Origin of the sequence: Shouchella rhizosphaerae (assembly GCF_900142675.1) — a bacterium.
Taxonomy (GTDB): Bacteria; Bacillota; Bacilli; order Bacillales; family Bacillaceae_D; genus Shouchella; species Shouchella rhizosphaerae.
This window is the reverse complement of sequence record NZ_FRBS01000007.1, coordinates 218,151-242,839: the sequence shown is the minus strand read 5'-3', so window position 1 is coordinate 242,839 and position 24,689 is coordinate 218,151. Positions and strand designations below refer to the sequence as shown.

The 24,689-nt window shown below is 40.4% G+C and carries 24 protein-coding genes, 4 tRNA genes and 1 rRNA gene; 9 read left to right on the top strand and 20 right to left on the bottom strand.

The annotated features are described in order from the left end of the window. The 13 genes from BUC05_RS19500 to BUC05_RS19435 form a co-directional block, all read right to left on the bottom strand. A 16S ribosomal RNA gene (locus tag BUC05_RS19500) occupies positions 1–223 on the bottom strand; the annotation flags it as partial. A gap of 180 nt (positions 224–403) precedes the next feature. Then, positions 404–480 (bottom strand) — tRNA-Ile (locus tag BUC05_RS19495). Between the two features lie 31 nt (positions 481–511). Further along, positions 512–585, bottom strand: a tRNA-Gly gene (locus BUC05_RS19490). A 187-nt stretch (positions 586–772) separates the two neighbouring features. Next, positions 773–849, bottom strand: a tRNA-Pro gene (locus tag BUC05_RS19485). A 3-nt stretch (positions 850–852) separates the two neighbouring features. After that, a tRNA-Arg gene (locus BUC05_RS19480) sits at positions 853–929 on the bottom strand. Positions 930–1,209: 280 nt separating this feature from the next. Continuing rightward, on the bottom strand, positions 1,210–1,572 hold the full coding sequence (locus BUC05_RS19475) for a YuzC family spore coat inner layer protein (protein WP_073305766.1): 363 nt from the start codon (positions 1,570–1,572) through the stop codon (positions 1,210–1,212). A 107-nt stretch (positions 1,573–1,679) separates the two neighbouring features. Then, complete coding sequence (locus BUC05_RS19470) at positions 1,680–1,874, bottom strand: DUF8167 domain-containing protein (protein WP_073305764.1); 195 nt, start codon at positions 1,872–1,874, stop codon at positions 1,680–1,682. Positions 1,875–1,948: 74 nt separating this feature from the next. After that, positions 1,949–2,497, bottom strand: coding sequence for a delta-aminolevulinic acid dehydratase (locus BUC05_RS19465; protein WP_073305762.1), 549 nt, complete (start codon positions 2,495–2,497; stop codon positions 1,949–1,951). Between the two features lie 269 nt (positions 2,498–2,766). Next, positions 2,767–3,621 carry an aminoglycoside 6-adenylyltransferase gene (gene ant(6) / locus BUC05_RS19455; protein WP_035204920.1) on the bottom strand — a complete coding sequence of 285 codons (855 nt, stop codon included), beginning with the start codon at positions 3,619–3,621 and terminating at the stop codon, positions 2,767–2,769. A 317-nt stretch (positions 3,622–3,938) separates the two neighbouring features. Further along, complete coding sequence (locus BUC05_RS19450) at positions 3,939–5,843, bottom strand: PTS fructose transporter subunit IIABC (RefSeq protein WP_073305761.1); 1,905 nt, start codon at positions 5,841–5,843, stop codon at positions 3,939–3,941. A gap of 27 nt (positions 5,844–5,870) precedes the next feature. Next, the gene (locus BUC05_RS19445) at positions 5,871–6,740 is read right to left on the bottom strand and encodes a ketose-bisphosphate aldolase (RefSeq protein WP_073305760.1); all 870 of its coding nucleotides are present in this window, start codon (positions 6,738–6,740) and stop codon (positions 5,871–5,873) included. A gap of 20 nt (positions 6,741–6,760) precedes the next feature. Beyond that, positions 6,761–8,629, bottom strand: a complete 1,869-nt coding sequence (locus tag BUC05_RS19440; RefSeq protein ID WP_244153327.1) for a BglG family transcription antiterminator — start codon at positions 8,627–8,629, stop codon at positions 6,761–6,763. Positions 8,630–8,931: 302 nt separating this feature from the next. Next, positions 8,932–9,327, bottom strand: a complete 396-nt coding sequence (locus BUC05_RS19435) for a RidA family protein (RefSeq protein ID WP_073305758.1) — start codon at positions 9,325–9,327, stop codon at positions 8,932–8,934. A gap of 374 nt (positions 9,328–9,701) precedes the next feature. Between BUC05_RS19435 and BUC05_RS19430 the strand changes: the two genes are divergently transcribed. Then, complete coding sequence (locus tag BUC05_RS19430; RefSeq protein ID WP_035204928.1) at positions 9,702–10,943, top strand: HAD-IIA family hydrolase; 1,242 nt, start codon at positions 9,702–9,704, stop codon at positions 10,941–10,943. 252 nt (positions 10,944–11,195) lie between these two features. Here BUC05_RS19430 and BUC05_RS19425 read toward each other — a convergent pair whose 3' ends face one another. After that, positions 11,196–11,591: a VOC family protein gene (locus BUC05_RS19425; RefSeq protein WP_035204930.1), complete on the bottom strand. Its 396-nt coding sequence runs from the start codon at positions 11,589–11,591 to the stop codon at positions 11,196–11,198. A gap of 106 nt (positions 11,592–11,697) precedes the next feature. Further along, positions 11,698–12,132: a GNAT family N-acetyltransferase gene (locus tag BUC05_RS19420; protein ID WP_011245707.1), complete on the bottom strand. Its 435-nt coding sequence runs from the start codon at positions 12,130–12,132 to the stop codon at positions 11,698–11,700. 173 nt (positions 12,133–12,305) lie between these two features. On the opposite strand from BUC05_RS19420, the gene azlC reads away from it, so the two are divergent. The 7 genes from azlC to BUC05_RS19385 all read left to right on the top strand — a co-directional run bounded on the left by azlC (position 12,306) and on the right by BUC05_RS19385 (position 18,057). Further along, positions 12,306–13,022 (top strand): azaleucine resistance protein AzlC, encoded by a 717-nt coding sequence (azlC, locus tag BUC05_RS19415; protein WP_035204932.1) that lies wholly within the window; start codon positions 12,306–12,308, stop codon positions 13,020–13,022. Continuing rightward, positions 13,019–13,345: a branched-chain amino acid transporter permease gene (locus BUC05_RS19410; RefSeq protein WP_035204933.1), complete on the top strand. Its 327-nt coding sequence runs from the start codon at positions 13,019–13,021 to the stop codon at positions 13,343–13,345. Before azlC ends, BUC05_RS19410 begins: the two co-directional genes overlap by 4 nt. 116 nt (positions 13,346–13,461) lie before the next feature. Further along, a complete protein-coding gene (locus tag BUC05_RS19405) occupies positions 13,462–13,830 on the top strand; it encodes an iron chaperone (RefSeq protein ID WP_035204935.1) in 369 nt (122 codons plus the stop codon). Between the two features lie 376 nt (positions 13,831–14,206). Then, the gene (locus BUC05_RS19400) at positions 14,207–14,536 is read left to right on the top strand and encodes an ArsR/SmtB family transcription factor (protein WP_011245703.1); all 330 of its coding nucleotides are present in this window, start codon (positions 14,207–14,209) and stop codon (positions 14,534–14,536) included. Beyond that, a complete protein-coding gene (locus BUC05_RS19395) occupies positions 14,533–14,931 on the top strand; it encodes an SRPBCC family protein (protein WP_035204938.1) in 399 nt (132 codons plus the stop codon). The genes BUC05_RS19400 and BUC05_RS19395 overlap by 4 nt, the downstream gene beginning before the upstream one ends. 112 nt (positions 14,932–15,043) lie before the next feature. Further along, positions 15,044–17,299: an ATP-binding cassette domain-containing protein gene (locus BUC05_RS19390; RefSeq protein WP_073305757.1), complete on the top strand. Its 2,256-nt coding sequence runs from the start codon at positions 15,044–15,046 to the stop codon at positions 17,297–17,299. Between the two features lie 50 nt (positions 17,300–17,349). Beyond that, entirely contained in the window at positions 17,350–18,057 is a 708-nt protein-coding gene (locus BUC05_RS19385; protein WP_073305756.1) for an FAD-dependent oxidoreductase, read from the top strand. A gap of 295 nt (positions 18,058–18,352) precedes the next feature. On the opposite strand, the gene BUC05_RS19380 is transcribed toward BUC05_RS19385, so the two are convergent. Together BUC05_RS19380 and BUC05_RS19375 are read right to left on the bottom strand one after the other, a co-directional pair. After that, positions 18,353–19,582, bottom strand: a complete 1,230-nt coding sequence (locus BUC05_RS19380) for an MFS transporter (protein WP_011245699.1) — start codon at positions 19,580–19,582, stop codon at positions 18,353–18,355. A 15-nt stretch (positions 19,583–19,597) separates the two neighbouring features. Continuing rightward, positions 19,598–20,641 carry an ArsR/SmtB family transcription factor gene (locus BUC05_RS19375; RefSeq protein ID WP_073305755.1) on the bottom strand — a complete coding sequence of 348 codons (1,044 nt, stop codon included), beginning with the start codon at positions 20,639–20,641 and terminating at the stop codon, positions 19,598–19,600. Positions 20,642–20,885: 244 nt separating this feature from the next. Between BUC05_RS19375 and BUC05_RS19370 the strand changes: the two genes are divergently transcribed. After that, the gene (locus BUC05_RS19370; RefSeq protein WP_073305753.1) at positions 20,886–21,239 is read left to right on the top strand and encodes a VOC family protein; all 354 of its coding nucleotides are present in this window, start codon (positions 20,886–20,888) and stop codon (positions 21,237–21,239) included. A gap of 145 nt (positions 21,240–21,384) precedes the next feature. Here the strand turns inward: BUC05_RS19370 and BUC05_RS19365 are convergent, their stop codons facing one another. The 3 genes from BUC05_RS19365 to BUC05_RS19355 form a co-directional block, all read right to left on the bottom strand. Then, positions 21,385–22,440 carry a tartrate dehydrogenase gene (locus BUC05_RS19365; protein ID WP_073305751.1) on the bottom strand — a complete coding sequence of 352 codons (1,056 nt, stop codon included), beginning with the start codon at positions 22,438–22,440 and terminating at the stop codon, positions 21,385–21,387. Positions 22,441–22,660: 220 nt separating this feature from the next. Continuing rightward, the gene (locus tag BUC05_RS19360) at positions 22,661–23,326 is read right to left on the bottom strand and encodes a GntR family transcriptional regulator (protein WP_073305749.1); all 666 of its coding nucleotides are present in this window, start codon (positions 23,324–23,326) and stop codon (positions 22,661–22,663) included. A gap of 275 nt (positions 23,327–23,601) precedes the next feature. After that, positions 23,602–24,462, bottom strand: coding sequence for a VOC family protein (locus BUC05_RS19355; protein WP_035204946.1), 861 nt, complete (start codon positions 24,460–24,462; stop codon positions 23,602–23,604). Positions 24,463–24,689 lie beyond the last annotated feature (227 nt).

Here is a 24,689-nt window from a genome sequence, read left to right as displayed (position 1 = left end):
TAGCCGAAGCCATCTTTCACCCTCTCTCCAGGTGGAGAAAGGGATTATCCGGTATTAGCTCCGGTTTCCCGGAGTTATCCCAGTCTAAGGGGCAGGTTGCCCACGTGTTACTCACCCGTCCGCCGCTAACGTCCGGGAGCAAGCTCCCTTCTGTCCGCTCGACTTGCATGTATTAGGCACGCCGCCAGCGTTCGTCCTGAGCCAGGATCAAACTCTCCGTTAAAAAGTTTGACTTGCTCATTGCACAACCGAAGTTGTGGCTCACTATGATTGACGAGATACCTTGTATCTCTTTTACGCTTGGCTTTTGTTCAGTTTTCAAAGGACTCGTTTGTCAGTCGTTTTTTAGCGACTTTCCTATCATACAAATTCCCACCGAAAAAGTCAACTACTTTTTTCATAATGGTGGGCCTGAGTGGACTCGAACCACCGACCTCACGCTTATCAGGCGTGCGCTCTAACCAGCTGAGCTACAGGCCCAGAAAATCACAATCTACTAAAACATTGATTATGGAGCGGGTGATGGGAATCGAACCCACATCATCAGCTTGGAAGGCTGAGGTTTTACCACTAAACTACACCCGCATATTTTATTAAGCAATTCCCTATTAATCCCTGTCCCGAACACCATGCCTCTTCCTCTGCTCGCTTATTCAGCGATGTTGATGCGTCAAGGCAACTCGGAGACTATTCGCAGATGTTTCGCTCGTGGCTGAGGTTTTACCACTAAACTACACCCGCATATTTAATGTAAGACATTTGACGTTACAGATGGTCGGGAAGACAGGATTTGAACCTGCGACCCCTTGGTCCCAAACCAAGTGCTCTGCCAAGCTGAGCTACTTCCCGCAATGGCGCGCCCGAGAGGATTCGAACCTCTAACCGCTTGATTCGTAGTCAAGTACTCTATCCAGTTGAGCTACGAGCGCTTGTTGTCATTAAATTGTTTTCGCTAGCTCGCCAGCGACAAGTAATAATATAGCATAATCATTCTGCATAGACAATACTTTTTTAAAAAATATTTATTACAACGCAACCGTAACACTAACTGTTATTATACCACATTTTATATGGATCTACGAATATCATAGTTTTTATTATGATTTAAACAAAAAAGTGGAAGGCTTTTCCTGCCGTTATTTAAGCATAAGCCTTCCCTAGCCTCTATTGCTTGACACTATGAGATTAAACTTAGAACCACAGTAAACATTATCCCCATTTAAGGACAATTGACATTGCGCAGCAATTGCCGCCTTCACTAATGACCGGAGACGCTAGCTGGAATACAATGCCTGTTGGTGAAAACTTAATGTCGTTGACAGCCGTTAACCCTGGAACAGATTGAATCATGTGCTGCACGGTTAGGTTGTCGCTCTTTTGCGCAGCTTCCATTAAATGCTTCGCAAATGGCCGATTTCCTAATTGGTGCAACAGGAGTTGGCCCTGTTTAAGCAAAAACTCAAACTGATGAACAGACTCCGTCAATTCAGTCGTATCAACCGGGGGAAATTGCCTGTAACACACAGCTTGTTGTGGGCATTGCTGAAAAGCCCATCGCTTATAGTCGTTCATCTTCTCTTCCTTTCACATCGCATACTATCTTACATTTGTATGCATATATGCCTATCCAAGCTACAAAGGAAAGAAAGGAACAAACTAGGCTTTACTTCTTAGTTCTATTACTGCTGTGCAAGTGCACCAATCGTTGATAAGATAAAAACAGCAACAGCCAAAATAGCAAATAGCAGCCAAAACTTAGGCATTTTTTTCTTTTTAATGGCACGGTACACGAGTCCGCATAGCCATGTGATCAATAATGCAATCAAACATGCCCCTAACAATCTACCAACCATATAACCGATTACATAACCCATTTCCTTCGTTTCCCCTCACGTTCCATCTTTTATAAGTAAATTATACAGAAGGCCAAAACCTGCCTCGTTAGCTACTAAAAGAATAATTGATATAAACCCGTTTCATCATCAATTGCTTGCGCTCGCTCAAAAGCTGTCCTTTCTGTACTACTATTATTTATTAGTTCATACATAAACATTAACACGAATAGAAGAGAAGCATTTCCATCCACATCATCCTTTGGCGCAATGTATGATTCCGCTTTGCCGTGTTTAAACGCTTCTGCTAGTTTTTTATCTCCTAAAGTACAACCTGTAGCCACAACGTGAACGCCCTCTAGATGTGCATGCTGCAACACTTGTGCGGCTCCGAAAAAACAGGAACGATGTTCATTTTCTTCATAAACGTCTTCAGCCAATTCTGGCAATATAAATTGCCCTTCTTCTCCATGAAAACATAAAATTAGATATTCGCTTTTGTCCCTTGTTTTTCCTGATAAAATGCCAACTAAGTCATTGGGCCTCCCTATCCAGTGCATATGTACACGCGCTCCATAATACTCAAGGACAGACCGTAAGGAGAATGCTTCCAATTCACAATTTGGCCCTACCGCTAGTGTGATACGCATATTTGGCTCGCTCAATACGAATCATCTCCATATGAAATTGTCTATGCATTGCTATTGTAATTGAAGTTTATTGAATTTGAAAGATCAAGTAGTTGACCATTCAAGGGAAGCCAGCGGATTTGCCCGCTAGCTATCGGCGGTTTTTCGTCCTTACATTTTGTCGCTAATATTCTCCGTTTCGAGCATTTCTTTGAGCCCACTAAACATCAAACTCCATCCATGCTCACTCTCATCATGATACCCTCTTAGCGCTTTTTCAATATCCGCTTCAAGAATAAACAAGTTTATGGCAGTGAATCGTAGATACTAGCAGAATAGGCTGTAATCGCTTCGTCGTAATCTGGATAGTTGTAGCCAAGACTGGCCGACAATCCTTTCGAGTATTTTCTAAAAAGCTCATAACAAGTAAATAAAGATTGCCACGTTTCTGCGTAGCCCTTCTCACAATAAGTCGAAAGCAGTGCTTCCCAATCCTCTTTAGGAAGATAGCGATCAATAAATTTATAATTTTTCCCCACACTAAACGTATATCCTCGCTCTGAGCCCACGTACCAAGCCATCATTCTCAACAAGTTAGGCCGAGCAATTCCGTTTAAATGGTCGATAGCAAAGAGGATTTCCTTTCTGGCTAATCCTTTGACCACATAGGTGGAAACCATCCAGAATTCATTGCAACAATCATCAAATTCTCTTTCTGTTGGCTTTTTTAGCCAATAGTGGCGATCATCAGCAACGATTTCGTTTTTGACGAGCCGATCTTTATCAAGCAAAACCTCAACTAGGCCATCACTTTGAGAGAAGTAATCTTTGACTTCGTTGAGAGGAATAAGGGTTAAATCCAATTTGTTGCCATCCTCAAAAAGAATAATATAAGAAAACCAATTGCCTAATTCAGGCGGAAAAAGCTTCATGTCCTCTGGCTTTTGCATCATTATTGCTTTTCCGAATGGATCAAGCCACTGGTCATTTTCTTTAAACGAGTCGATATCCGTTACAAAGTAAGAAATATCGTAATCCTGGAATTTATCAGGAGTGATCGCTTTATTTGTACGTGACCCTTCTAACGTGACTAAGCGAATTCGCTCATCGTTTTTCGCAAAATCTAAAAACAGCGCCATCATTTCTTGTTCGCTTCGCAATGTACTCTCCTCCGATCTTCTATTTTATTCTTATTTTTATACCCTCTTCCCTTTCTGCAAGACTTTCATTCGCTTAAAGTTACATGTCATTGGCTTTTTTATATCTTACCTTAATACCCCGCTCGGGATGTGCGTTTAAATAAAAAAAGCCCCCTTGGCGTGAAAGGAAGATTGACTTTCCACTCAACCAAGGAGGTTCATACTCCCAAAGGCTAATCCAGAAACCAGTGTAGTCTCATCATTCAATCTTAATGAAACCCTCGATACAAAACGCTTGTCCGAGCGTCCTGCCCTCTATTAATGGCACAACTGATGCCTTAAAGAACACTGCTCATTTTTTTGACGTTGTTTCGGTCCTTCTCAGGAATTGGTTTTTTCAAAAAGCCAATGATCAAGCATGTAATGATCGACCCAAGCAAGATGCAACCAACGTATAATAATGGTTTATCACTTGCAATCGGGATCACAAAAATACCGCCATGAGGTGCCTTTAATGAAATATCCAGCGCCATGCACAATGCACCGCCTACTGCAGCACCGATAATATTTGCCGGAATGATTCTTAATGGATCAGCAGCGGCAAAAGGGATTGCCCCTTCGGTAATAAAGCTTGCTCCCAAGACATAACTTGCTTTTCCTGCTTCTGCTTCTTGAATCGTAAAGCGATTCTTAAAGATTGTTGTCGCCAGCGCAATTCCAAGGGGCGGGACCATTCCGCCAACCATCAACGCTGCAGAAGGTTCAAAAATATTGGCAGCAAACATCGCTAGCCCAAAGGCAGAAGCCGTTTTATTAATCGGCCCGCCCATATCCGAAGCCATCATACCGGCTAATAAAGCGCCTAACAGTGCCGCATTTATGCCAGTAAGACCTTTTAATACAGCTTCCAAGTATTGGTTGAGCATAGACATAGGGGTGTTCAAGATAAAGAACATAAACGCGCCAACGACTAACGTACTTAATAATGGAACAATTAAAACAGACACTAAACCTTGAAAAGATTTCGGTATTTTGGCCATTGCCTTGCCAATAAATTTAGCAGCAAAACCGCCTACAAAGCCAGCTATCATACCACCGAGGAAACCAGAGCCTCCGATTGTAGCAACCATGCCACCAATCATGGCTGGGGCTAACCCTTGTTTGTCGGCAATGCTGTAGCCAATAAACCCAGCCAGAATAGGAACCATCAATGCAAACGCCGCTTCTCCACCGACCTGACTAAAGAAATGGGCAATCACATTGTATTGATCGCTTTCAGGATCTGCCGCATAAATGCCAAACATAAAGGAAATCGCGATAAAAATGCCACCTACTACAACGAATGGGATCATATACGAAACCCCACTCATAATATGCTTGTAAAAATTCAATCCTGTTTTTTCTTCTTCTAACTCTGGCTCCTGCTTCTGTACGGCTTGCTCAACCTTTTCATCCCGAATACGATAGGAAAGTGCTTGGTCAATTAAATGATCTGCATCACTAATCGCTTTCTTCACAGGTACATCAACAAAACGTTTGCCTTGTAATGCAGAAGTATCAACTCGTACATCGTGTGCAACGACAATGGCGTCTGCTTTCTGAATATCGGCTGCTGTTAGTTTGTTTTCAGGGCCATTTGCGCCATTGGTTTGAATTTTCACTTTCATGCCCCGTTTTTCGGCTGCTTCCTTTAATGATTCTGCCGCCATATAGGTGTGGGCAATTCCAGTCATACATGCCGTAATTCCGATTAAATATTTTCCTGAGTCTGCTTCGTCAGTTGTATCCTTTTCCTGTAAGTGGTCCTGTTCCTCAATCGCTTTCATCACCTCATCTACTGATGTAGCGACAAGGAGCTTTGCTCTAAACGTTTCACTCATTAAAAAGGTTGAAAGTCTAGACAAGAGCGCTAAATGTTCATTTGAAGCATGTTCCGGCGCAGCAATCATAAAGATTAAATTCGTATGTTGCCCGCCAAAATCAATTCCTTGCAGTGTCCGCCCCATTACAATTGTCGGTTCCGGCACAGTGCTAGATTTTGCGTGTGGAATCGCAACGCCATAGCCGACTGCCGTCGAAATTTCTTGCTCTCTTTTATAAATCGCTTTTTTGAATGCTTCCGGGTTATCAGTAAGGCCGTTTTGTGCCAATTTATCGACTAACTCATCAATAACAGCTGTCTGGCTATTCCCTTGAAGGTTCAAAATTACATTATCACGCGTTAAAATATCGACCAATTTCACGTTATTCCCTCCTTTAAGTGTATGAGTTTAGCAAAAATAGAGGTGTGCCTTATTTGTCGAATTAAATAAATCCATTTTTTGTTTTACAACTTGTTGAGCTGCTTTCCGCGCACTTGGCATAATCACGTCTGGTTCATAAGCACTTTGGTTAGCCGTTAAGAAACGCCGCATTTCTTCAAAGAAAGCACTTTTCATGTCTGTCGATAAATTGATTTTTGCTACGCCATGAAGATAGGTTTGCGAAATCTCCTCATCTTTATTGTCACTTCCTCCATGAAGGACAAGAGGAATTCCTACTTTTTCGTTGATTTCAGCGAGCAAGTCTAGCTTTAACTCTGGTTTGCCTGCGTGCTTATATTGACCATGAGAAGTACCAATCGCAATCGCCAACGTATCGATCCCTGTATCTTCAACAAATGTTTTTGCGTCGTTAGCGTCTGTATACAATATTTCGTCAGCCCCGCCTTCAGAGCTTCCTTCATTTGATCCAATTGTCCCTAATTCAGCTTCTACGGAAACATTTACATGATGTGCAAGTGTGACGACTTCCTTCGTAATCGCGATATTGTCGGCAAACGAGGCATGTGAGGCATCAATCATCACTGACGTAAACCCATTTCGAATCGCTCTCATCACATCTTTGACAGAAGCGCCGTGATCAAGATGGATCGCCATTGGCACTTTTGCGTTTTTGCATCTTTCCCGGACGTAGGCCACAAATTCATCGCCAAGCAACTCAATTTCATTCGGATGGATTTGGATGATGGCAGGGGCATTTTTTTCTTCGGCTGAATCGACAACGACTCGTACAAACTCACTGTTTGCGACATTGAAGGAACCTACTGCAAAGTGGTGTTCGTATGCTATAGCTAACAATTCTTTCATATTCATTAACATCGATTTTCTCTCCTTATTGGTTAAATCTGATTCCAAACTTTGATAAATTCTGTTTTCTGTTCTGTATGAAGAAGCTCTCGTACATGTTCGATTCTCTTGGTCTTCTGAAAAAACTCTGTAAAAGCGTATTCATTCCGTTCAATATCGGAAGAGGGAATGTAAATGATAATCAGTTGAACTAGCTCATTCCCCCACTGGATCGCTTTCTGATTAACGCCAATGATCACCCTCTCTTTATATTCTTCCATTTCAAAATAAGGGTGAGGAATAGCCACTAAGTTGCCTATCGACGTATAAGACATGCTCTCCCTTTTCATCGTTGGTTCATAGTAATGCTCTTGGCCATTTAGCGTAAGCAAGTGGCGGATCGCTTCTTCAGGGCTATTCTCATTCATCCAGTGAATCGCCGCGTCCTCAATAATCGAATTCTGGGCTTCAAGGAAGAAACGAATTTTCTTTATATCAATGCTTTGAAAGCCATTTTGAATCATAATGAAATTCGCAGTCGTTTGTGGTGTAAATGCTAGATTGATGCCAATGTATAAATAGGAATGGTCAAATACATAATCGGTCGAGCATTTTTCGATTTTGCAAATGTCTAGTTCATCAAAATAGGTTGCAATTTTAGAAGCAATAAGCTTTGTCCGCTCATAGCTTCTACTGTAAAGAATGATGGTTTTTAATTTCTTCCTCTTTTTATCCTGTGAATCGAGAATGACTTGAATATGATAGGCTAAATAAGCAATTTCACTGTCCTGAATTTCGACAGCAAATTCTTTTTCAATTTGTAGAGCAATATTAGAAGCAATACTGAAAGAGAAAAAATATTCTGCTTTCGTTTCTTTCACAAACGGGTTATAGATAAGCAAATTATGTGAAGCAGGATTGATAATTCGATAAATGTGATTGGAAATGTTATTTCTAAACCTTGTCTGTGAATAAGTAGGAACTTGGTAGACCTGTTCCACTTGACGTAAAATCTCTTCAATTTTGCCTATCACTTCTGGGTTCTTGTTTTTTATTTTGGCATCGTCTAAGTCTAACTGTAACGATATTAAATAATTGACAAGAAAAATCGCTTCATCGTCTGTGATATAGACGAATTCATGCAACTGAGACCGAAACGCTTCTGCGACTTCAAATTCCTTGAAGTCTGTCAAATTCACCAGCTCTGTATCTTGAATAGCGACAAAATGACCAGCATTGATTTGATGGATAATAATAATCAATTGAGTAGTCAGTTTTTTGTAAATCGAGAACTCCATGTTAAGCTGGTGATTTTTATTAATTTCATCCACCACTTTAAAAACACTTTCAATCGTTTCTGGCTTCACCCATGACCGGAATCCATTGATGACAAAATCCTTGAACATCTCTTTCTTTACAGAAATGGACGTAAAAAAACTTTCCAACAAAATTCGTTTTTGCATTTCCGTCCCAATCAATTTCATGCCTTTAAACACTTTTGTATCTATGGAAACATCGATTCCTAAAGCGTCAATATTCATTGTAAGCCGTTGCATTCGACTGCGAATCGTCTGCGGAGAATAATAAAACTGATCGGCAATTTCGTCGTATGTGGTGTACCGATCCTCATTCATTAAGAACTGGATAATTTCAAATTCCAGAAGCACTTCTTCCATTTCTTTATTCGTTGAGCCGACTCGCTCTTGATCAATTTGGCTATCATCTTTGAGAAGTTTATAGCCTTGCGGCGATGAAATAATGGCGATGTCACTAAAACTTTCATTAATATCCTTAATATAGTTGCGAATCGTGCGGTCCGTGACATTTAAGATCTCAGCCAACGCGGAAGCGGATACATATTCTCGATTTTGGTTCAATAGAAAGTCAATTAATTGATTACGCTTTTTATGCAATCTAACCACCACCTTCCTATGTCATCACTGTATAATAGGAATGACATAGACGCTATATCCGTATATTTTCCTATAGCTAGGAAAATATGCGCTTTCCATTTCTAAACAATAGGCGATTTTGCTCATATAGCCTAAATACTTTACGCAGAGGAAAACTTATAAATGTAAAAACGAATGGTCTAACTTGGATTACGTTGAATGGATACTAGAAGGGCGATGACGCTTAGAAGGAAGTGAATGGATAAAGGGTAAGAGGGTTGTTTCCTTTTTTAAAGCATAAAAAGGGGGACAGAACGCTCCCCCTTTAATAGTTATACTTTAGCTGCCCAAATTTCGATTTCAATTTTAATCTCAGGTAGTCCTAACTCCGCAAGGTACCCAATGGTCATCGCTGGATACTCCTTTTCAAACAGCCGATCCCACTCTGCATATAAAAAATCCCAATCGATTTGCTCAGTCGCCCATATGTTGACCTTTATAATATTTTCAGCACGTAGCCCTTCAGATTCCAACACTGCTTTCACATTCGAGAACGTATTGCGCACTTGGTCATTCATATTGCTCGGGAATTGCCCTTGTTGATCGACGCCAACTTGACCGGATGTGACAAATAACTCTGCATTTCTAGGAATCTTTGTAATATGCGTATAGTTGCCCACTGGTGCTGGCACACTTGCGGGGTTTTTTCTTGTTATTTTTTCACGCATTCGTATCCCACCATTCTAAGATTTTTCCGCTTTTTTCCCCTACACTTTAAATGACTTCGCCTGTAGTTGCTATTCTTGTAGTTTATCAGTCTTACTTACGTAACCAATAGCCTTAAAGATACGCACATCCCTATACTAACACGAATAAGCGATGAAACCGTCGTCCAAAGCACAGACTCCCAGTAAGTTTGAAGCCTATCATGATATACTCAATTCTAGTATCCTTGATGTATAACGCGGGGAGAAACGTTTTATAAAAACAAGGAAGAAGGTCTGATCATACGCGACTTTCATTGCCCTTTATGGGAACAGAGGTAGAACTTCCCTCTATTTTAACCCCTTCCGTAACAACAGCTTGCAAGGAGAGATAAATGATGATTGCCGATAAGTTTGATGTATTTTTATTTGATTTAGATGGGGTCGTCTATATAGGACCAGACCCACTTCCTGAGGCCGTAGAGTCGCTTCAACGATTACGAAAAAAACAAAAGGGCATTCGATTTTTAACAAATAACCCTTGTACCACACGAGAAAAAACAGCAAAACGATTGCGTACTTTAGGTATAGAAGCAAGCTGCGACGAAATTATCACCTCTAGTTGGGTGACGGCCCAATACCTCAGTAAGGAGAACATCAAAACGGCCTTTGTTTTAGGTGATCAAAATTTAAAATGGGAATGTCAACAGGCTGGTATTGATATACAGGACCAAGTAGATGTAGATGCAGTCGTTGTTGGATGGGACGACCAGGTGTCTTTTCATGACATCAAAAAGGCAGCAAGCATGATTGAAAAAGGGGCCACATTCATTGCTACAAATACGGACAAAACCTTTCCGACACCCGAAGGTCCTTCACCTGCCGTAGGGGCCATCGTGGAAGCGTTACGTGTGCCAACAGCAAAAGAGCCTTTGGTTATGGGGAAGCCCTATCCTCATATGTTTAAGGAGGCGCTTCGTGATTTTCACCCGTCTTCTCAAACAGTAATGATAGGCGATACTCCTTATACCGACATTTTAGGAGCGCATCAGGCAGGAATACCAGCTATTTTAATAGCGGACAACGATTTTAAACCACATCCTTCAGCAAGAGATTTGCGTAACCCAGATGTTGTCGTGCCTCATCTAAAGAGTCTATTTGACGACAATATCAACATAAAACCATCAGTCACTCCTTCCTTTTCTTGGCCCGATAATATCAAGGCAGGAGTAGCGGGCATTATTTTTGATAAAAAACAGAGAGTTCTCCTCATTAAACGTCTCGATAATGGATTATGGGGTATTCCCTCAGGTCATGTTGAACCAGGAGAAACCGTCGAAGAAGCGATTATTAGAGAAATTTGCGAGGAAACCGGGTTGGAGGTAAAAGTGAATAAGTTAATTGGAATTTATTCAGAGCCTTCCTCTCAAGTTTTCTCTTATCCAAACGGGAAGATAAGCCAGTTTATCACCTCATGTTTTGAATGCGAGGTTGTAGGCGGAGCACTAATCAAAACAAGCAACGAAACATTAGATGCGAATTATTTTGACTGTGATGATTTACCAAGCAACCTTCTTCCTATGCACCCCATGTGGCTTCAAGATGCGTTAGCAAAGGAAGTAAAACCTTTCATTAGGTAGTATTTATATACGATGGGCAACGGTCCTTTCGTCGATTAGAGCATGTACCAAGATAGGCGCATGCTCTTTTTATTGACAGCTCGATAAAGTATGAGGCAACAGTGCAAAAGTGACTAGTATGAGGACAAAAACAATAAAAACCTCTATGTCATTTGATACAAGTATGCCAAGAGCCTAAAACAAGATTAGTTAGACAAGGGGCATTAAAAAATTTCAAGAGTTTAGGCTCTTGAAATTTATAACGAACTTGATTCACTTAGAAAAATTCAATTCCCATGATACCCCATTTCTGTCCTTGACAATTGCATGCTTGGCTCCCCAAAACGTATCTTGCAATTCCATCTGCACTTCTCCGTCTTTTGACAACTCGTTGTAGATACGCGTTATTTCTTCTTCGCTGTCAAGGTCAGGCCCGAGCAAAATATGACTGCCTTGGATCGTCTTTTGCCCAAATACATCAGCCATGTATAAAATGCAATTCTCATTGATATGCAATTCGGCATGAATGTACTTTCCTTCATGGCCTTTAAACATTTCAATGCCGTCAGACAACTGGGTATTTTTGATTTCTCCGCCGAAAACGTTTTGATAATACCCAATTTCTTCTTTGCAATTCTCGATCCTGAGATGAGGCACGATTCTTTTCATGAATGCTTCCTCCTAGTATGGCTTATAAGGCATAGCGTTTCATAACAGTATACCCTTTATTCAATGGAACATCCTTCATTCCTTCTTCTAAAATCTGCGGCTACTATCATTTTTTCAAAGATACTTTAAACACATAACTTACTTTTTCATAGTCCATTTTTTGTTCATAAAATCGATGTGCGCTTTCCCTTTGTAATCCTGAAGATAAGGCCACTTGTTCATAATGATGGTTTTTTGCCCATTCATGTACATATGTAAGCAGCTTTTCTCCGTACCCTTTTGAACGTTTTTTCTGATCTGTGACTAAGTCGCAAACCCAAACAAATCGTCCGTAATAGAGCGTCACCATTGGTTTAAAGCCAATAACCGCCACGATTTCATCCTCCTCAAACAAAGCAAGCATTTTGTATCGATCCTTTTCCTGCGCCTCGATTACAAATTCAAGATACTCGCTTTCGTCAAGATGAGTGCGCAACTGCTTTACTACTGGAAAGGCGGCGAGAATTTCTTTTTCTGATTGCAGTTCTTTTATCATTACCATGTATATCCCTCCAACTTCTTTAGCTGCTTAAGAAATTTAATATAGCCCGTTTCTTTATTCCATTAAACCTGTTAAATTCTTATTTTGGCAGTGCCTTACGGGAACAAAAAGGTTCTTTGAATCGCCTTTGTATGTTATAACTAATGAAGTTGCTTGATCAAGGAAGTGAGCCAATGTCAGACAAAAATAAACTACTACCGGCTTTAAATGCAGCGTTTCCGTATACCATACCGATTCTAGCTGGTTTTTTATTTTTAGGAATCGCTTATGGAATTTACATGAACGCTTTAGGATTCGCGCCCATTTATGCTATTTTAATGAGCTTAACGATCTTTGCAGGGTCGATGGAATTCGTCGCAGCGCATTTGTTGCTCGTTGCCTTTAACCCGCTTAACGCGTTATTGCTTACACTCATGTTAAACGCAAGGCATTTATTTTATGGCATATCGATGTTGGAAAAATACAAAGGGACGGGGAAAAAGAAGTTTTATTTAATCTTTGGTCTTTGTGATGAATCGTTTGCCATAAACAATACCGTTCAAATACCACCCCATGTCGATAAGGGCTGGTTCATGTTTTTTGTCACTTTGCTCAACCACATTTATTGGGTTGTGGGCGCCACGATAGGAAGCCTCTTCGGCTCTATTGTTACGTTTAACACGACTGGTTTAGAGTTTGTGATGACTGCTTTATTTGTCGTGATTTTTCTTGAACAGTGGTCAAAAGAGAAAACGCATCAAAGCTCATTAATAGGGTTAGGCGTTTCCATTTTGACGTTAATCGTATTTGGTGGAGAAAACTTTATTATCCCTGCAATGGCACTGATGTTAGCCATTCTAACCTTCATGAGAAAACCTTTAAAGAAAGTAGAGGGAACAGCTAGACAATGACCGTGCCGCAACAAGTTATCATCATTCTCATCGTTGTTTTTGGAACAATGATGACTCGTTTTTTGCCCTTTTTAATTTTCTCAGCTGATAAACCAACACCTTCATATATCAAATATTTGGGAAAAGTTCTTCCACCAGCAGTATTTGGCTTACTTGTCATTTATTCGTTAAGAAAAGTGAACGTCTTTGAAGGAAATTACGGCATCCCAGAACTCGTTTCTGTCCTTGTCATCATCGTTTTGCATTCCTGGAAAAGAAATATGTTGCTGTCTATCGCAAGTGGGACCATTTTGTATATGTTCCTCGTGCAAATCGTATTTTAAACGGATTTCATAGATTGTGAAGAATGGTTTGAAACAAAAGAAGAAAGACTACTAAATGCTTACAAATAAGTTTACCGACGTTAAATAAAAATTTTTTTATTTTAGAGGTGAATCATATGGACGCTTTTAAAGAATTTTTAGATCGTATTGATAACCCGCAACACCGTGCTCGAACGGAAGAGGTTTTGGCCTGGGTAACGAAAACATTTCCACATTTAGTCCCGAAAATCGCATGGAATCAGCCTATGTTTACCGATCACGATACATTTATTATCGGCTTCAGCGTCGCTAAGCATCATTTGGCTGTTGCCCCTGAACAAGCGGGGATTCATCACTTCGTTGATGAGATTGAACAAGCTGGCTATGATCACACTAAGGAACTGGTACGTATCAAGTGGGATCGTCCAGTTGATTTTTCATTATTAGAAAAGATGATCGAGTTTAATATACGGGATAAAGCAGACTGCACAACTTTTTGGCGGTAACGAGAGACAGTTGATGGAACAAATTTTAGGGGGAGGCATTGTGGTACGATGCCCCCCCTTTTTACATACACTCTGGCTGAATCCGACTACTGAACATGCCCTTTTTCAAAATATGTCCTAAGGCAAGCCGCAATACTAGTGAACCGCTCTCGCTAGAGGGACATTTCAAGTTCATAACAACCATCCCCCTCCCTCCACACTGCTACCATCACTTAAGATTTTTTTATTCACGCCTGGACTCGTCTTATAAAAAAGATTGACACGCAACCAAACGGTGTCCTATAATCAAAGCGTCACTAAATGGTGTCCAATTATAAGTTGTCAAACAGCCACTAGACGGGCTGACTTTTGGCAATCATTATTAGGAGAGGGTGTTGTGAACGAGTATAGCCCATCGCGGGACGTGTTTGACGCGATTGCCGATCCAACTCGGCGCCATTTAATTCATCTTTTGGCAGAAGCAGATGAAATGCCACTTTATGAATTGACGGCACAGTTTCATATGGGCCGAACAGCCGTATCAAAGCATTTGACTGTCTTGAAAGAAGCCGATTTAGTTCGTGACCGAAAAGTCGGCAGAGAAACGCGATTTCGGCTAAACGCTGCTCCTCTGAGAGAAGTTCAAGATTGGGTCGCTTTCTACAGCAAGTACTGGAATACGAACATGTTGCGCTTAGGCCAACTATTAGAGGAGGACGAAGAATGAGTTTAAAATTAGAATTGGATTTCCAATACAAGACGTCGATCGAAAAACTTTGGTCAGCTATCACTGACTCAAACAAGCTTGCCCAATGGATTACGGAAAATGATTTTAAGCCTATTGTAGGTCATCGCTTTCAATTTCGCCATGAGCCATCCGAATGGTGGGATGGTATTGTCGAAGGCGAAGTGCTTGTTGTCGATGAACCGAATCGCTTGTCTTATACTTGGGCAACCGGAGACGAAAGGCATACCGTCACTTTGACGCTTCAGGATTTAGGGGACGGAAAGGTGAACCTTCATCTCGAACAAACTGGATTTTCGAATGTTCATGGCCTCGAAGGCGCGAAGCATGGTTGGAGTGCTTGGGCCAACGAACTTCCACAAGTGTTGGAACAATAACTTGCACTCGGTTGTTAATCGTTGCAAATCGGCTGCATGCTGTTTGCAGCCGGTTTCGTAATGACTAAGCGAACCATACAAGAAAACGATTTCTATTGGAAGGATGTTACGTATGAGCGAATCGAATCGAGAATACATCGTCATCTCGGGTGCAAGGGAAAACAATCTTCAAAACGTCTCATTGCGCATCCCTAAGCGAAAGATCACCATTTTCACAGGCGTTTCTGGATCAGGCAAGTCATCGATTGTCTTTGATACCATCGCCGCAGAATCGACCCGTTTGCTGAATGAGAACTTCAGCATGTTCGTGCGCAGCTTCCTCCCCCGCGTTCCTCAGCCAGATACAGACGCGATTGAGAACCTAAGCATGGCAGTAATCGTAGACCAGAAGCGGCTAGGCGGCGGCTCTCATTCCACAATGGGCACGATTACTGATATCTCACCGATTCTCCGTCTTCTTTTCTCCAGAGCAGGCCAACCCTACGTTGGAGAATCAAACATGTTCTCCTTTAACGACCCCCAAGGTATGTGTCCCGAATGTAACGGTATTGGCCGCAAACTGAACGTCGACATGGACAAAGCAGTTGATCTGTCAAAATCGTTGAACGAAGGGGCCATTAAACTACCTGATTATAAAGTCGACGGTTGGGACTGGTCATTGGTTGTACAGGCAGGACCCTTTGACCCTGATAAAAAACTGAGCCACTATTCGGACGAAGAGCTAGAAAAACTGCTTTACAGCAAAGCGAAAAAAGTAAAGATGGACTTTGCAGGAAAAGCAACAAATGTCACAGTAGAAGGCGTCATTGAGAAATTCACCAACAAATACATCAAGCAAGATTTGAAGACGAAGTCTGAGCGTACACAAAAAGCAGTTGCGCCATTTATCACCGAGGGCACGTGCTCCACTTGCCACGGCTCGAGACTTAGTCAGGCTACACTCAGCTGCAAAATAAATGGCTTTAACATTGCAGAAATGTCTTCCATGGAGGTCGGACAGCTCATTCGCATCATTCATGAGGTCGACATCGCTGTTGCTGCGCCGATCATAAAGTCGTTGTCAGAGAGGCTACAACATCTTGTCGATATTGGTCTTGATTACCTAACATTAGATCGGGAAACAGATACATTGTCCGGCGGCGAATCGCAGCGCGTCAAGATGGTCAAGCACCTGAGCGGTAGCCTAGTAGATGTCACGTACATCTTCGATGAGCCGAGCGTAGGCTTGCATCCCCGCGACGTACACCGCTTAAACGAACTGCTGCAAAAGCTGCGCGACAAAGGCAATACGGTAATTGTTGTCGAGCATGATCCGGATGTAATCAAGGTCGCCGATCATATTGTTGACGTCGGGCCTCACGCTGGCAGCCATGGAGGTACGATCGTATACGAAGGAAGTTTTCAAGGCCTGTTGGAGTCAGGTACTTTGACCGGTACCCATATGAAGCGGCCACTTGAGCTGAAACATGACACAAGGCAGCCCTCCGGCAAGCTGTCCATCAAGAATGCGACATTGCATAACTTAAAGGACGTAAATGTCACAATTCCAACAGGAGTGCTGACCGTTGTTACAGGTGTGGCTGGCTCAGGCAAAAGTACGCTCATTAACGACGTATTCCTCAGCCAGAATCCAGATGCCATTGTCATCGACCAGTCGGCAGTAGGCGTGTCTACACGTTCAAATCCCGCAACCTACACGGGCATAATGGATGATGTGCGCAAAGCGTTTGCTTCTGCTAACAAAGTTAACAAAGGATTGTTCAGTTTCAACTCCAAGGGAGCTTGCGAAAACTGCCAAGGGCTCGGCGTCGTGTATACAGATCTTGCCTTTCTTGAAAGCGTGAAACTGCCATGTGAAGTATGCAGAGGCAGACGGTTTAAGGAAGAAGTCCTTGCCTACAAGTTAAATGGCAAGTCTATTGCAGAAGTTCTTGAGATGACTGTAGAGCGGGCATTGGAATTTTTCGAACAAAAAGAGATTGTCCGCAAGCTTCAGGCAATGAGTGACGTAGGGTTGGATTATATTACACTTGGCCAGCCACTTAGCACCCTTTCAGGCGGGGAGTGCCAGCGTATCAAGTTGGCAAGCGAACTTCACAAGCAGGGCAGCATCTACGTGATGGACGAGCCGACAACTGGCCTGCATATGTCAGATATCGGCCTGCTTTTAACGATCATGAACCGCCTTGTCGATGCCGGCAATACAGTAATCGTCATTGAGCATAACCTCGATGTCATTAGCCAAGCGGATTGGATTATTGATATGGGACCAGACGGAGGCAGCAACGGCGGCGAGGTCGTGTTCGAAGGCACGCCTTCACAGATTATCCACGCAGAGCAGTCGATCACAGGAAAATATTTGACATAAAGCAGGAAATCGTTTAGAAAAGCCCGCTATTCGGGAAAAGGAGCTGAAACATGACATTTTTTCAAGACGTATTCTCGGTATTCAAAAAGAGAGAATTGGTTTTTCAACAAAGCTACAAAGAATCCGATGACATCTATTCTTTTCTTTTTGAAAAAGAGCACGATGTAACATGGAAAGCAGGACAATATGGATTGTTCAGTATTACGCATAAAAAAGTGAAAAATCCTACAAAACCGTTCAGCATAGCCTCTGCCCCCACAGAGAATGTCATAAAAATAACAACGCGCATTAGCAATAACCCCAGTGATTTTAAAAAAGCAATGCTCGAATTAAAACCAGGTATGAAAGTAAAAATGAGCGGGCCAGTAGGAGCTTTTACTCTTCAAGAACAAAAGCCCTCACTCCTGATCGCAGGAGGAATTGGCATCACCCCATTTCGATCGATCCTCACACAACTAGAGGCAGAAAAGAATGGAGACGACAAACACATTCATCTCCTCTACCTCGATAGCAAAAAGTCATACCTATTTAAAGATGAACTTGATGCGATTGCCAACCGCGCATCTATTCACGTGACTTACCTTGATTCACAAGACAGCTTGCATCAAGAGATTGACCAGTTTGCTGCTTCACATCAAAACAATGGCGTTTACTTTATTGCAGGACCAAAATCCATGGTCGAGTCCATTTCCACTTACTTGAAAAACAAACACATTTCAAAACGGAATATTAAGAAAGATACTTTTTTCGGTTATTAAAGGGAAAGAAGGTAGAGCAGGTATGGAGACCGTTCTACCTTCCTAATTGATACAGGCACGTGCCGGCAGACCAGAGCCTTAGTCTCAGTGACCATAGGAATCGGCGCCCTAGATGATAAAAACGAAACGCTAGCTGCGTTTGTCACTTGTGGTCTTTGTATAATTCTTTTGCATCACCCCTGTAAAGTACTATAATCTAAAGACCAATATACAGGAGTATCCTAATAACACTATGTCAGGGATGGAAACTGTCATCTAAAAACCAATAAGCGAATCATTAATTTTTTATTGTTAATTAAGCGGCCGTTTCCTTTATTGTTTCTACTTCATTATCAATGAACTTAAAAAAAGGCAAAGTAAGGCCGACGAAAGCCGCTGTGCTAATAATCAATCCAATCAATAAATAAAGTGGTCTAACACCAAATGCTTCACTTAATAACCCTCCTAGCAATATACCAAGAGGCATTGTCCCTCTAATGATAAATAATCGAACAGAAAAAACTTTACCCATTAAGTCGTTTGGAATCACTTGCTGACAAATCGTAGTATTGTGTATACTAAAAATCGCCATCACTATACCGCCTATTATTTCTGTTGTTATTGCGAAGGATATACTATGATTAAAGGCTAGAACGAGAAATGTGATTCCACCGATAAACAAGGAACCCAACATGATTAATCTTCGACTTTTAAATACAATTTTCGGTACTAATATCGCTCCTATAAAATAACCTATAGGGAAACCTGCCATAAAATAACCATATTGCGCATATGAGCCATTCAGAACCTCTGTTATATAAGGAAGCGTTGTGACCATCGTTACACCTACTCCAAATTGAACAAAAGCTAAAAAAAACCCTAACCAAACGACAATACGTTGTTTAAAAAAGAAATAAATGCCTTCTTTAAATTCCAACAACCACGTACTTCGTACTGTTTGATCTGCTTTTTTTCCTTCGTTTATAAGTAATAAGGTACAGCCACTCATTAAGAGCAGAATACTAACCAATAAAAGTGTCACGTCCAAACCTAAATATTGTATGACAATGCCTGCCAGTATTGGCGCTAAAAAAGACATGATACGAACCGTTCCATCAATATAAGCATTAGCCGACTTTAATTGTTCTTTCGGTACGATCATAGGCGTCAATGCATGGTTAGCGGGCACGTAGAGAGGCGAAATGAAACCGACTACAATTTGTACAGTGTATATTTGCCATACCTCAAGGTTTCCAGTATATAACGCTATTAAAGGAATGAAAAAGATCATCCCTCTTGTCCATTGAGACAAGACCATAATCCACTTTCTACTCCAACGATCGATATATGGACCAATAACCAATTGCAAGATAAGGGAGGGAATAAAATACAACAACCACATACTCCCTAACGCAAAAGTTGACTCGGTTAATTGGTATACTAAGATCGAGTTGCAAAATGTGCCAAACGCCCCTCCCATTTCTGAAATTCCATTTCCTGCCCAAGTAGAAATAAACGAACGATTTTTGAAGAGTTGTGTTTTCATTAGAGAACCCCTTGATCAGCGATTTAGATACTCGCTTAATTCTTCTGCTAGCATATTTAACGCATTTTCTTTTAAAGCGTATTTCGTTTCTTTCATACCTACAATTTTTGACGCCCTTAAGATTTTTAAGTGATGGTGAACAGTAGATTTTCCCATGTCCAGCATGTTAGTAATGTCTTGAAGCGAGCGATCCTTTTCACATAGCAACTTAACAATTCTGAGTCTTACATCATCTCCAAGCGCTTTATACTTTTGAACTAAGAAGTTTGATGGCATGTATTTATCGTCTGGCGACAAGCTTTCATTAGCAACTGGATAATAAAATACTTTTGTCCCCTCAATGTCTGCTTCAATATTCCAAGGACGATAAATAAATTGTGGTATTAATAATACTTTGTAAACACTAGGCTCCGGCACATAATGAACGCCTCCCGTGGCCCAATGAACCAACTCTTCCGGGTTTAATTTTTGTTTCCTATTTAGCTTGGATTTATAATCAAACTCAAGTATCTGCTCAATACGCTCCAATTTAGGTTTGATAACAGTATTAAACCAACTTGTCATGACATAAATGAGATGTTGCTTCAATCGTGCCGTTTCTACCTTGAATAGAAAATCTACATATTGTGGAAAAAATGGATTATCCTCAGTAGCTTTAATTAACTTTAAATTGGCAGCAGAATCACCTTGGGCAGCACTTTTTCTTACCTCTTGATAAGGTTCCCCAATATAAGGCAAGCAAATAAATTTGAGTTCATAAGCGTCTAGCTCATTAATATACTGACAGAAATCAGAAAGGCTAGTTCCTTTATAGTAATGAAGCAATTGTAATAATGCCTTCCATGTATTATTTTCCTCGACATATAGTAATCCCCTCAATAGTTCATCTGGGAAATTTTCTTTTAACGTTGGCCAATAGGAGTTTGGTTTTTCTAGTGTGTCGATTAATTGTTTATTAGTAATAGCCGCAATCCCTAAAGCACATTCCCATAATGGGGAATGGGTTAATTCGACCTGGTATGTGTCTCTTTTTCTACTTGTTATATGTAATATGTCCACTGGCACCCTCCTACATTTGTTTATATACAGAGTACACTAAGAAAGAACACCGTTCAATATTTTCCGAATGAATAATTCTAAAACAACCGAACGATTTGTTCTGTCTTCCACATCCACTCAGGGCGACACAATAAGCAGGAGTTTTAAGTTAAACGCAGAATAGCTACCTATCAAGGTTTAAAGGAGTTGAAAGAGAGTTAACTCTGATGGGCGTTGGGAAATAATTTTAGGAGGGGGTGGGCTCATGGGCAATCCAATATTAAAACAAATTGGCACTGTATTCATTCCTGTCAGTGACATAGAAAAAGCTAAAGATTGGTACTGTGATATTTTTGGATTTAATGGAGATGGGGAGATTCTGTTTGGTCACCTTTATGTCATTCAACTAGAAGGAACGGGGATTGTACTAGATAGCAAAATATATTCGCCAGAAAAAACGTTTCAAACACCAGCTTTTCACTTCAATACCACTAATATTGAAGAAGCTTATCAATATATGCAGAGTAAAGGCGTGAAACTTCTTACAGGAATAGAAAACAACCATTACTTTAATTTTGAAGACTTAGACGGAAATAGGTTAATGGTTTGCAAGTGTTAATTAATTCCATCGATCATCATTGGATTAAGCCTATTAGGCAGATAACACCTCCCCAGGCGATAGTCCGATACAACTGAAGAGGTGTTTTTAGATTTTTTATAACCTATTACGAAAGGTTCTGTTAGTAACCTCTCTGTTATAACCGTTAGCGTAAAAGAGTTTTGATGATCTCCGATGTCACTTCAGTAGTGGAACTAGTTCCACCAATATCTGGAGTTCGAATACCTCTGCTAGTTACTTCTTCTATAGAATCAAGAAGATGATCTCCTAATTCAGTTTCCCCATGATGATCTAACATCATCTTAGCAGTCCAGATCTGACCAATAGGATTAGCGATTCCCTTCCCTATAATATCAGGTGCTGATCCATGAACTGGTTCAAACATAGATGGATATTTACCATTGATGTTAATATTAGCTGCAGGGGCAATGCCAATACTCCCCATAATCGCAGCACCAATATCGGTTAAAATATCACCAAATAAGTTTGAAGCAACAATAACATCAAAACGTTCAGGTTGGGTAACAAAAAATGCTGCTAGTGCATCGATGTGTTGCGAATCAACTTCAACTGACGGATAATCTTTACTAATCTCTTTAAACACATCATCCCAAAAAGGCATGGAATACACGATACCGTTTGATTTTGTAGCACTCGTCACATGTCCACGTCTCGTTTTTGCTAATTCAAAGGCGTAACGCATTGCTCTTTCAGTTCCCCGTCTTGAAAATACAGCGTTTTGAATCGCAAGCTCTTCATCTTCATTATAAATTCTGCCACCAATCGAACTATACTCCCCTTCACTATTCTCCCTAACAACAAGCAAATCAAAATCTTTCGGGTTGGATAACGGGGAGTTAATACCTTTAATTAATTTCGCTGGTCTTACGTTAATAACTTGTTCAAATTCTCTGCGTATTTTAATTAAAAGCCCCCATAAAGATATATGATCAGGAACTAAACGTTGATTTCCCACAGCTCCTAAGAAAATCGAATCAAACTCCTTTATTTGCTCCAATCCATCTTCAGGCATCATACTTCCATTTTCTAAGTAGTATTCGCAACTCCAAGGGAACGATGTAAATTCGAATGTCAATCCTCCATGCAATTCTGCAATCGCTTTCAAAACACGTTCTGCTTCAGGGACAACCTCTCTTCCAACTCCATCGCCAGGAATACTTGCAATGTTTACTATCTTCATTGGACATCCTCCTATTCTCCTAAAAGCGACAGTCGACTAACGACCGTCGTTCTTTTCTGGATTATACTATTAGAGAATCTGAAAAACAATACCCGACTTAGTGTTTTATATATCAATTTAAAAATTTGTAGGGATATGTACAGAATGAGGGGGTTTATATCTTCTAAATAAAAATCAGCAGTAATGATCTCCTATCACTCTGCTGATTTATATTAACTCATCATCTATTGGGAAGTACTTTTATGAGATGGGCTAAATCTAACTCAAGGTGTGAAATCATCGCTTTAGCAGCTTTTTCCGGATCTCGCTTTTTTATAAATTCAAAAATCCGGTAATGTTGCTCAAGGATAACGTTCGCGCGATTATCCCCTTGGAAATTTAATATACGAAAATAATAAATCAACGCTTTTAAATCATTGATTTGCTTTTTTAGTCTTAAGTTCTTTGTATAATCTATAATGGTACTGTGAAACAATTCGTTTAATGAAATGATGCGATCCTCTTCCTTTTTTGAAGAAATAGCTTGGTCGGTCCTTATTAATAGCTTCTCTAATTCATGAATGTCTTCATCTGATGCAATCTTAGTAGCCTCACTTACTGCAAATGATTCAAGTGCCATTCGACAGAAATAAACCTCTTCAACATCTTTTTGGGTTGGTTTGTATACGATAACCCTTGATTTTTCATCTACAATCACTAAACCTTCTTTTTCTAGAATTCTAATAGCCTCTCTAATTGGACTCTTACTAACATTAAACTCTTTTGCTAGTTGAGTTTCAACTATTCTGTCACCAGGTTTAAAGTGTCCAGTAAATATCATTTTCTTGATTGAATGATAAAATTGTTCGTAATACGGAATAGGTCTTTCAACGACAAACTCTTTCATTTAATCACCTTATTCTTCCTCTATATTTCACGAATTTCCGGAATGAATCTTGGTTAGCTAGCATTCAGAAGGCTTCTTTACAAGTCCTATTTTACGTCATCCTTATAATTGTGCAAAGAGAAATCCAAAAACCGTTTACTTTATCTAATATTCGGTAGCATAAAAAAACCGACTGGCTTTGTAAGCACAAAATAGTCGGTTTCAAATAATCTCATGAAATTTATAGCTGGTACGACACCAAATTTATATTGATTAAATCGATTACCCAACAACAATTAGTTCACATACAAATGAATTTGGTTTCCAGAGGGATCTTCGGTGATAAACTCCCCATTCTCTTCAATGACTCGATAACCCATAGCCTGTAATTTTACAACGATTGATTTTCTTTTTTCCTCGCTTGGAATAACAACCGTATAAAAAAGCATCCTCACACTATTGGACACAGGTTTTGGGGCATTTTTTCCAAACCACATATTGGTTCCAATATGATGGTGATACCCACCACTAGAGAAAAAGGCCATTTGATTTGGTATATCCATAGTAATGTCAAACCCTAAACCTTTATGGTAAAAGTCCTTCGTTTTTTCTAAATCAGATACATGTAGATGAATATGACCAATCAGTGTTTCATTTGGAATCCGATTCCATGGTTCTCCGTTTGTTTCAGCAATAACGCCCTCGACATCCATTGGAGCTTGCTTCGAAAAGTCTAATTCTCCTGCTGTATTTCTCCACGTCGATGGATCAGTGTCTACAGCTACTTCGATACCATGACCATCAGGGTCTTGAAAGTATAAAGCGTCATGGGTTCCATGATAGGTAGCACCTTGTAATGGATACTTTTTATTCAACAGATGAATGATCAATTTCCCTAAATCTTTGCGAGTCGGAAAAAGTAAAGCATAATGATACAAACCGGTTGTCCGCTCTTGCCTAGGAATAATAGTGTCAGGTTGTTCAATCGTAAGCAAAGGAGTGGTTCCGTTTGCTGTCAATACTGCTTTTTTTCCTGATTGATTTAATACTTGAAATCCCATTAAGCCTTCGTAAAACTCAAGCGAACGACTTAAATGTTCAACTTTTAAATGAACGTGATTCACAAATGTATTTGGTTTTCTATGATAGACATTCATTTTTTACCTCCTAATAGATTCTACAAACAAAGGTTCATATCAGGCAGAGCGTATAGTGGGTCCCAATGTTATTGTTTAACGATTAAGGTCATAATAACCCCTTAGAATAATAAAAGGAAGTAGGCACATTAACGTTCTATAGTATACAAAAAGATACCAAAGGATAATAAAATAGCTCTCTTTTTTAAAAATAAAAAAGCACCGAAGCCTAAAAGACTTGGTACTCC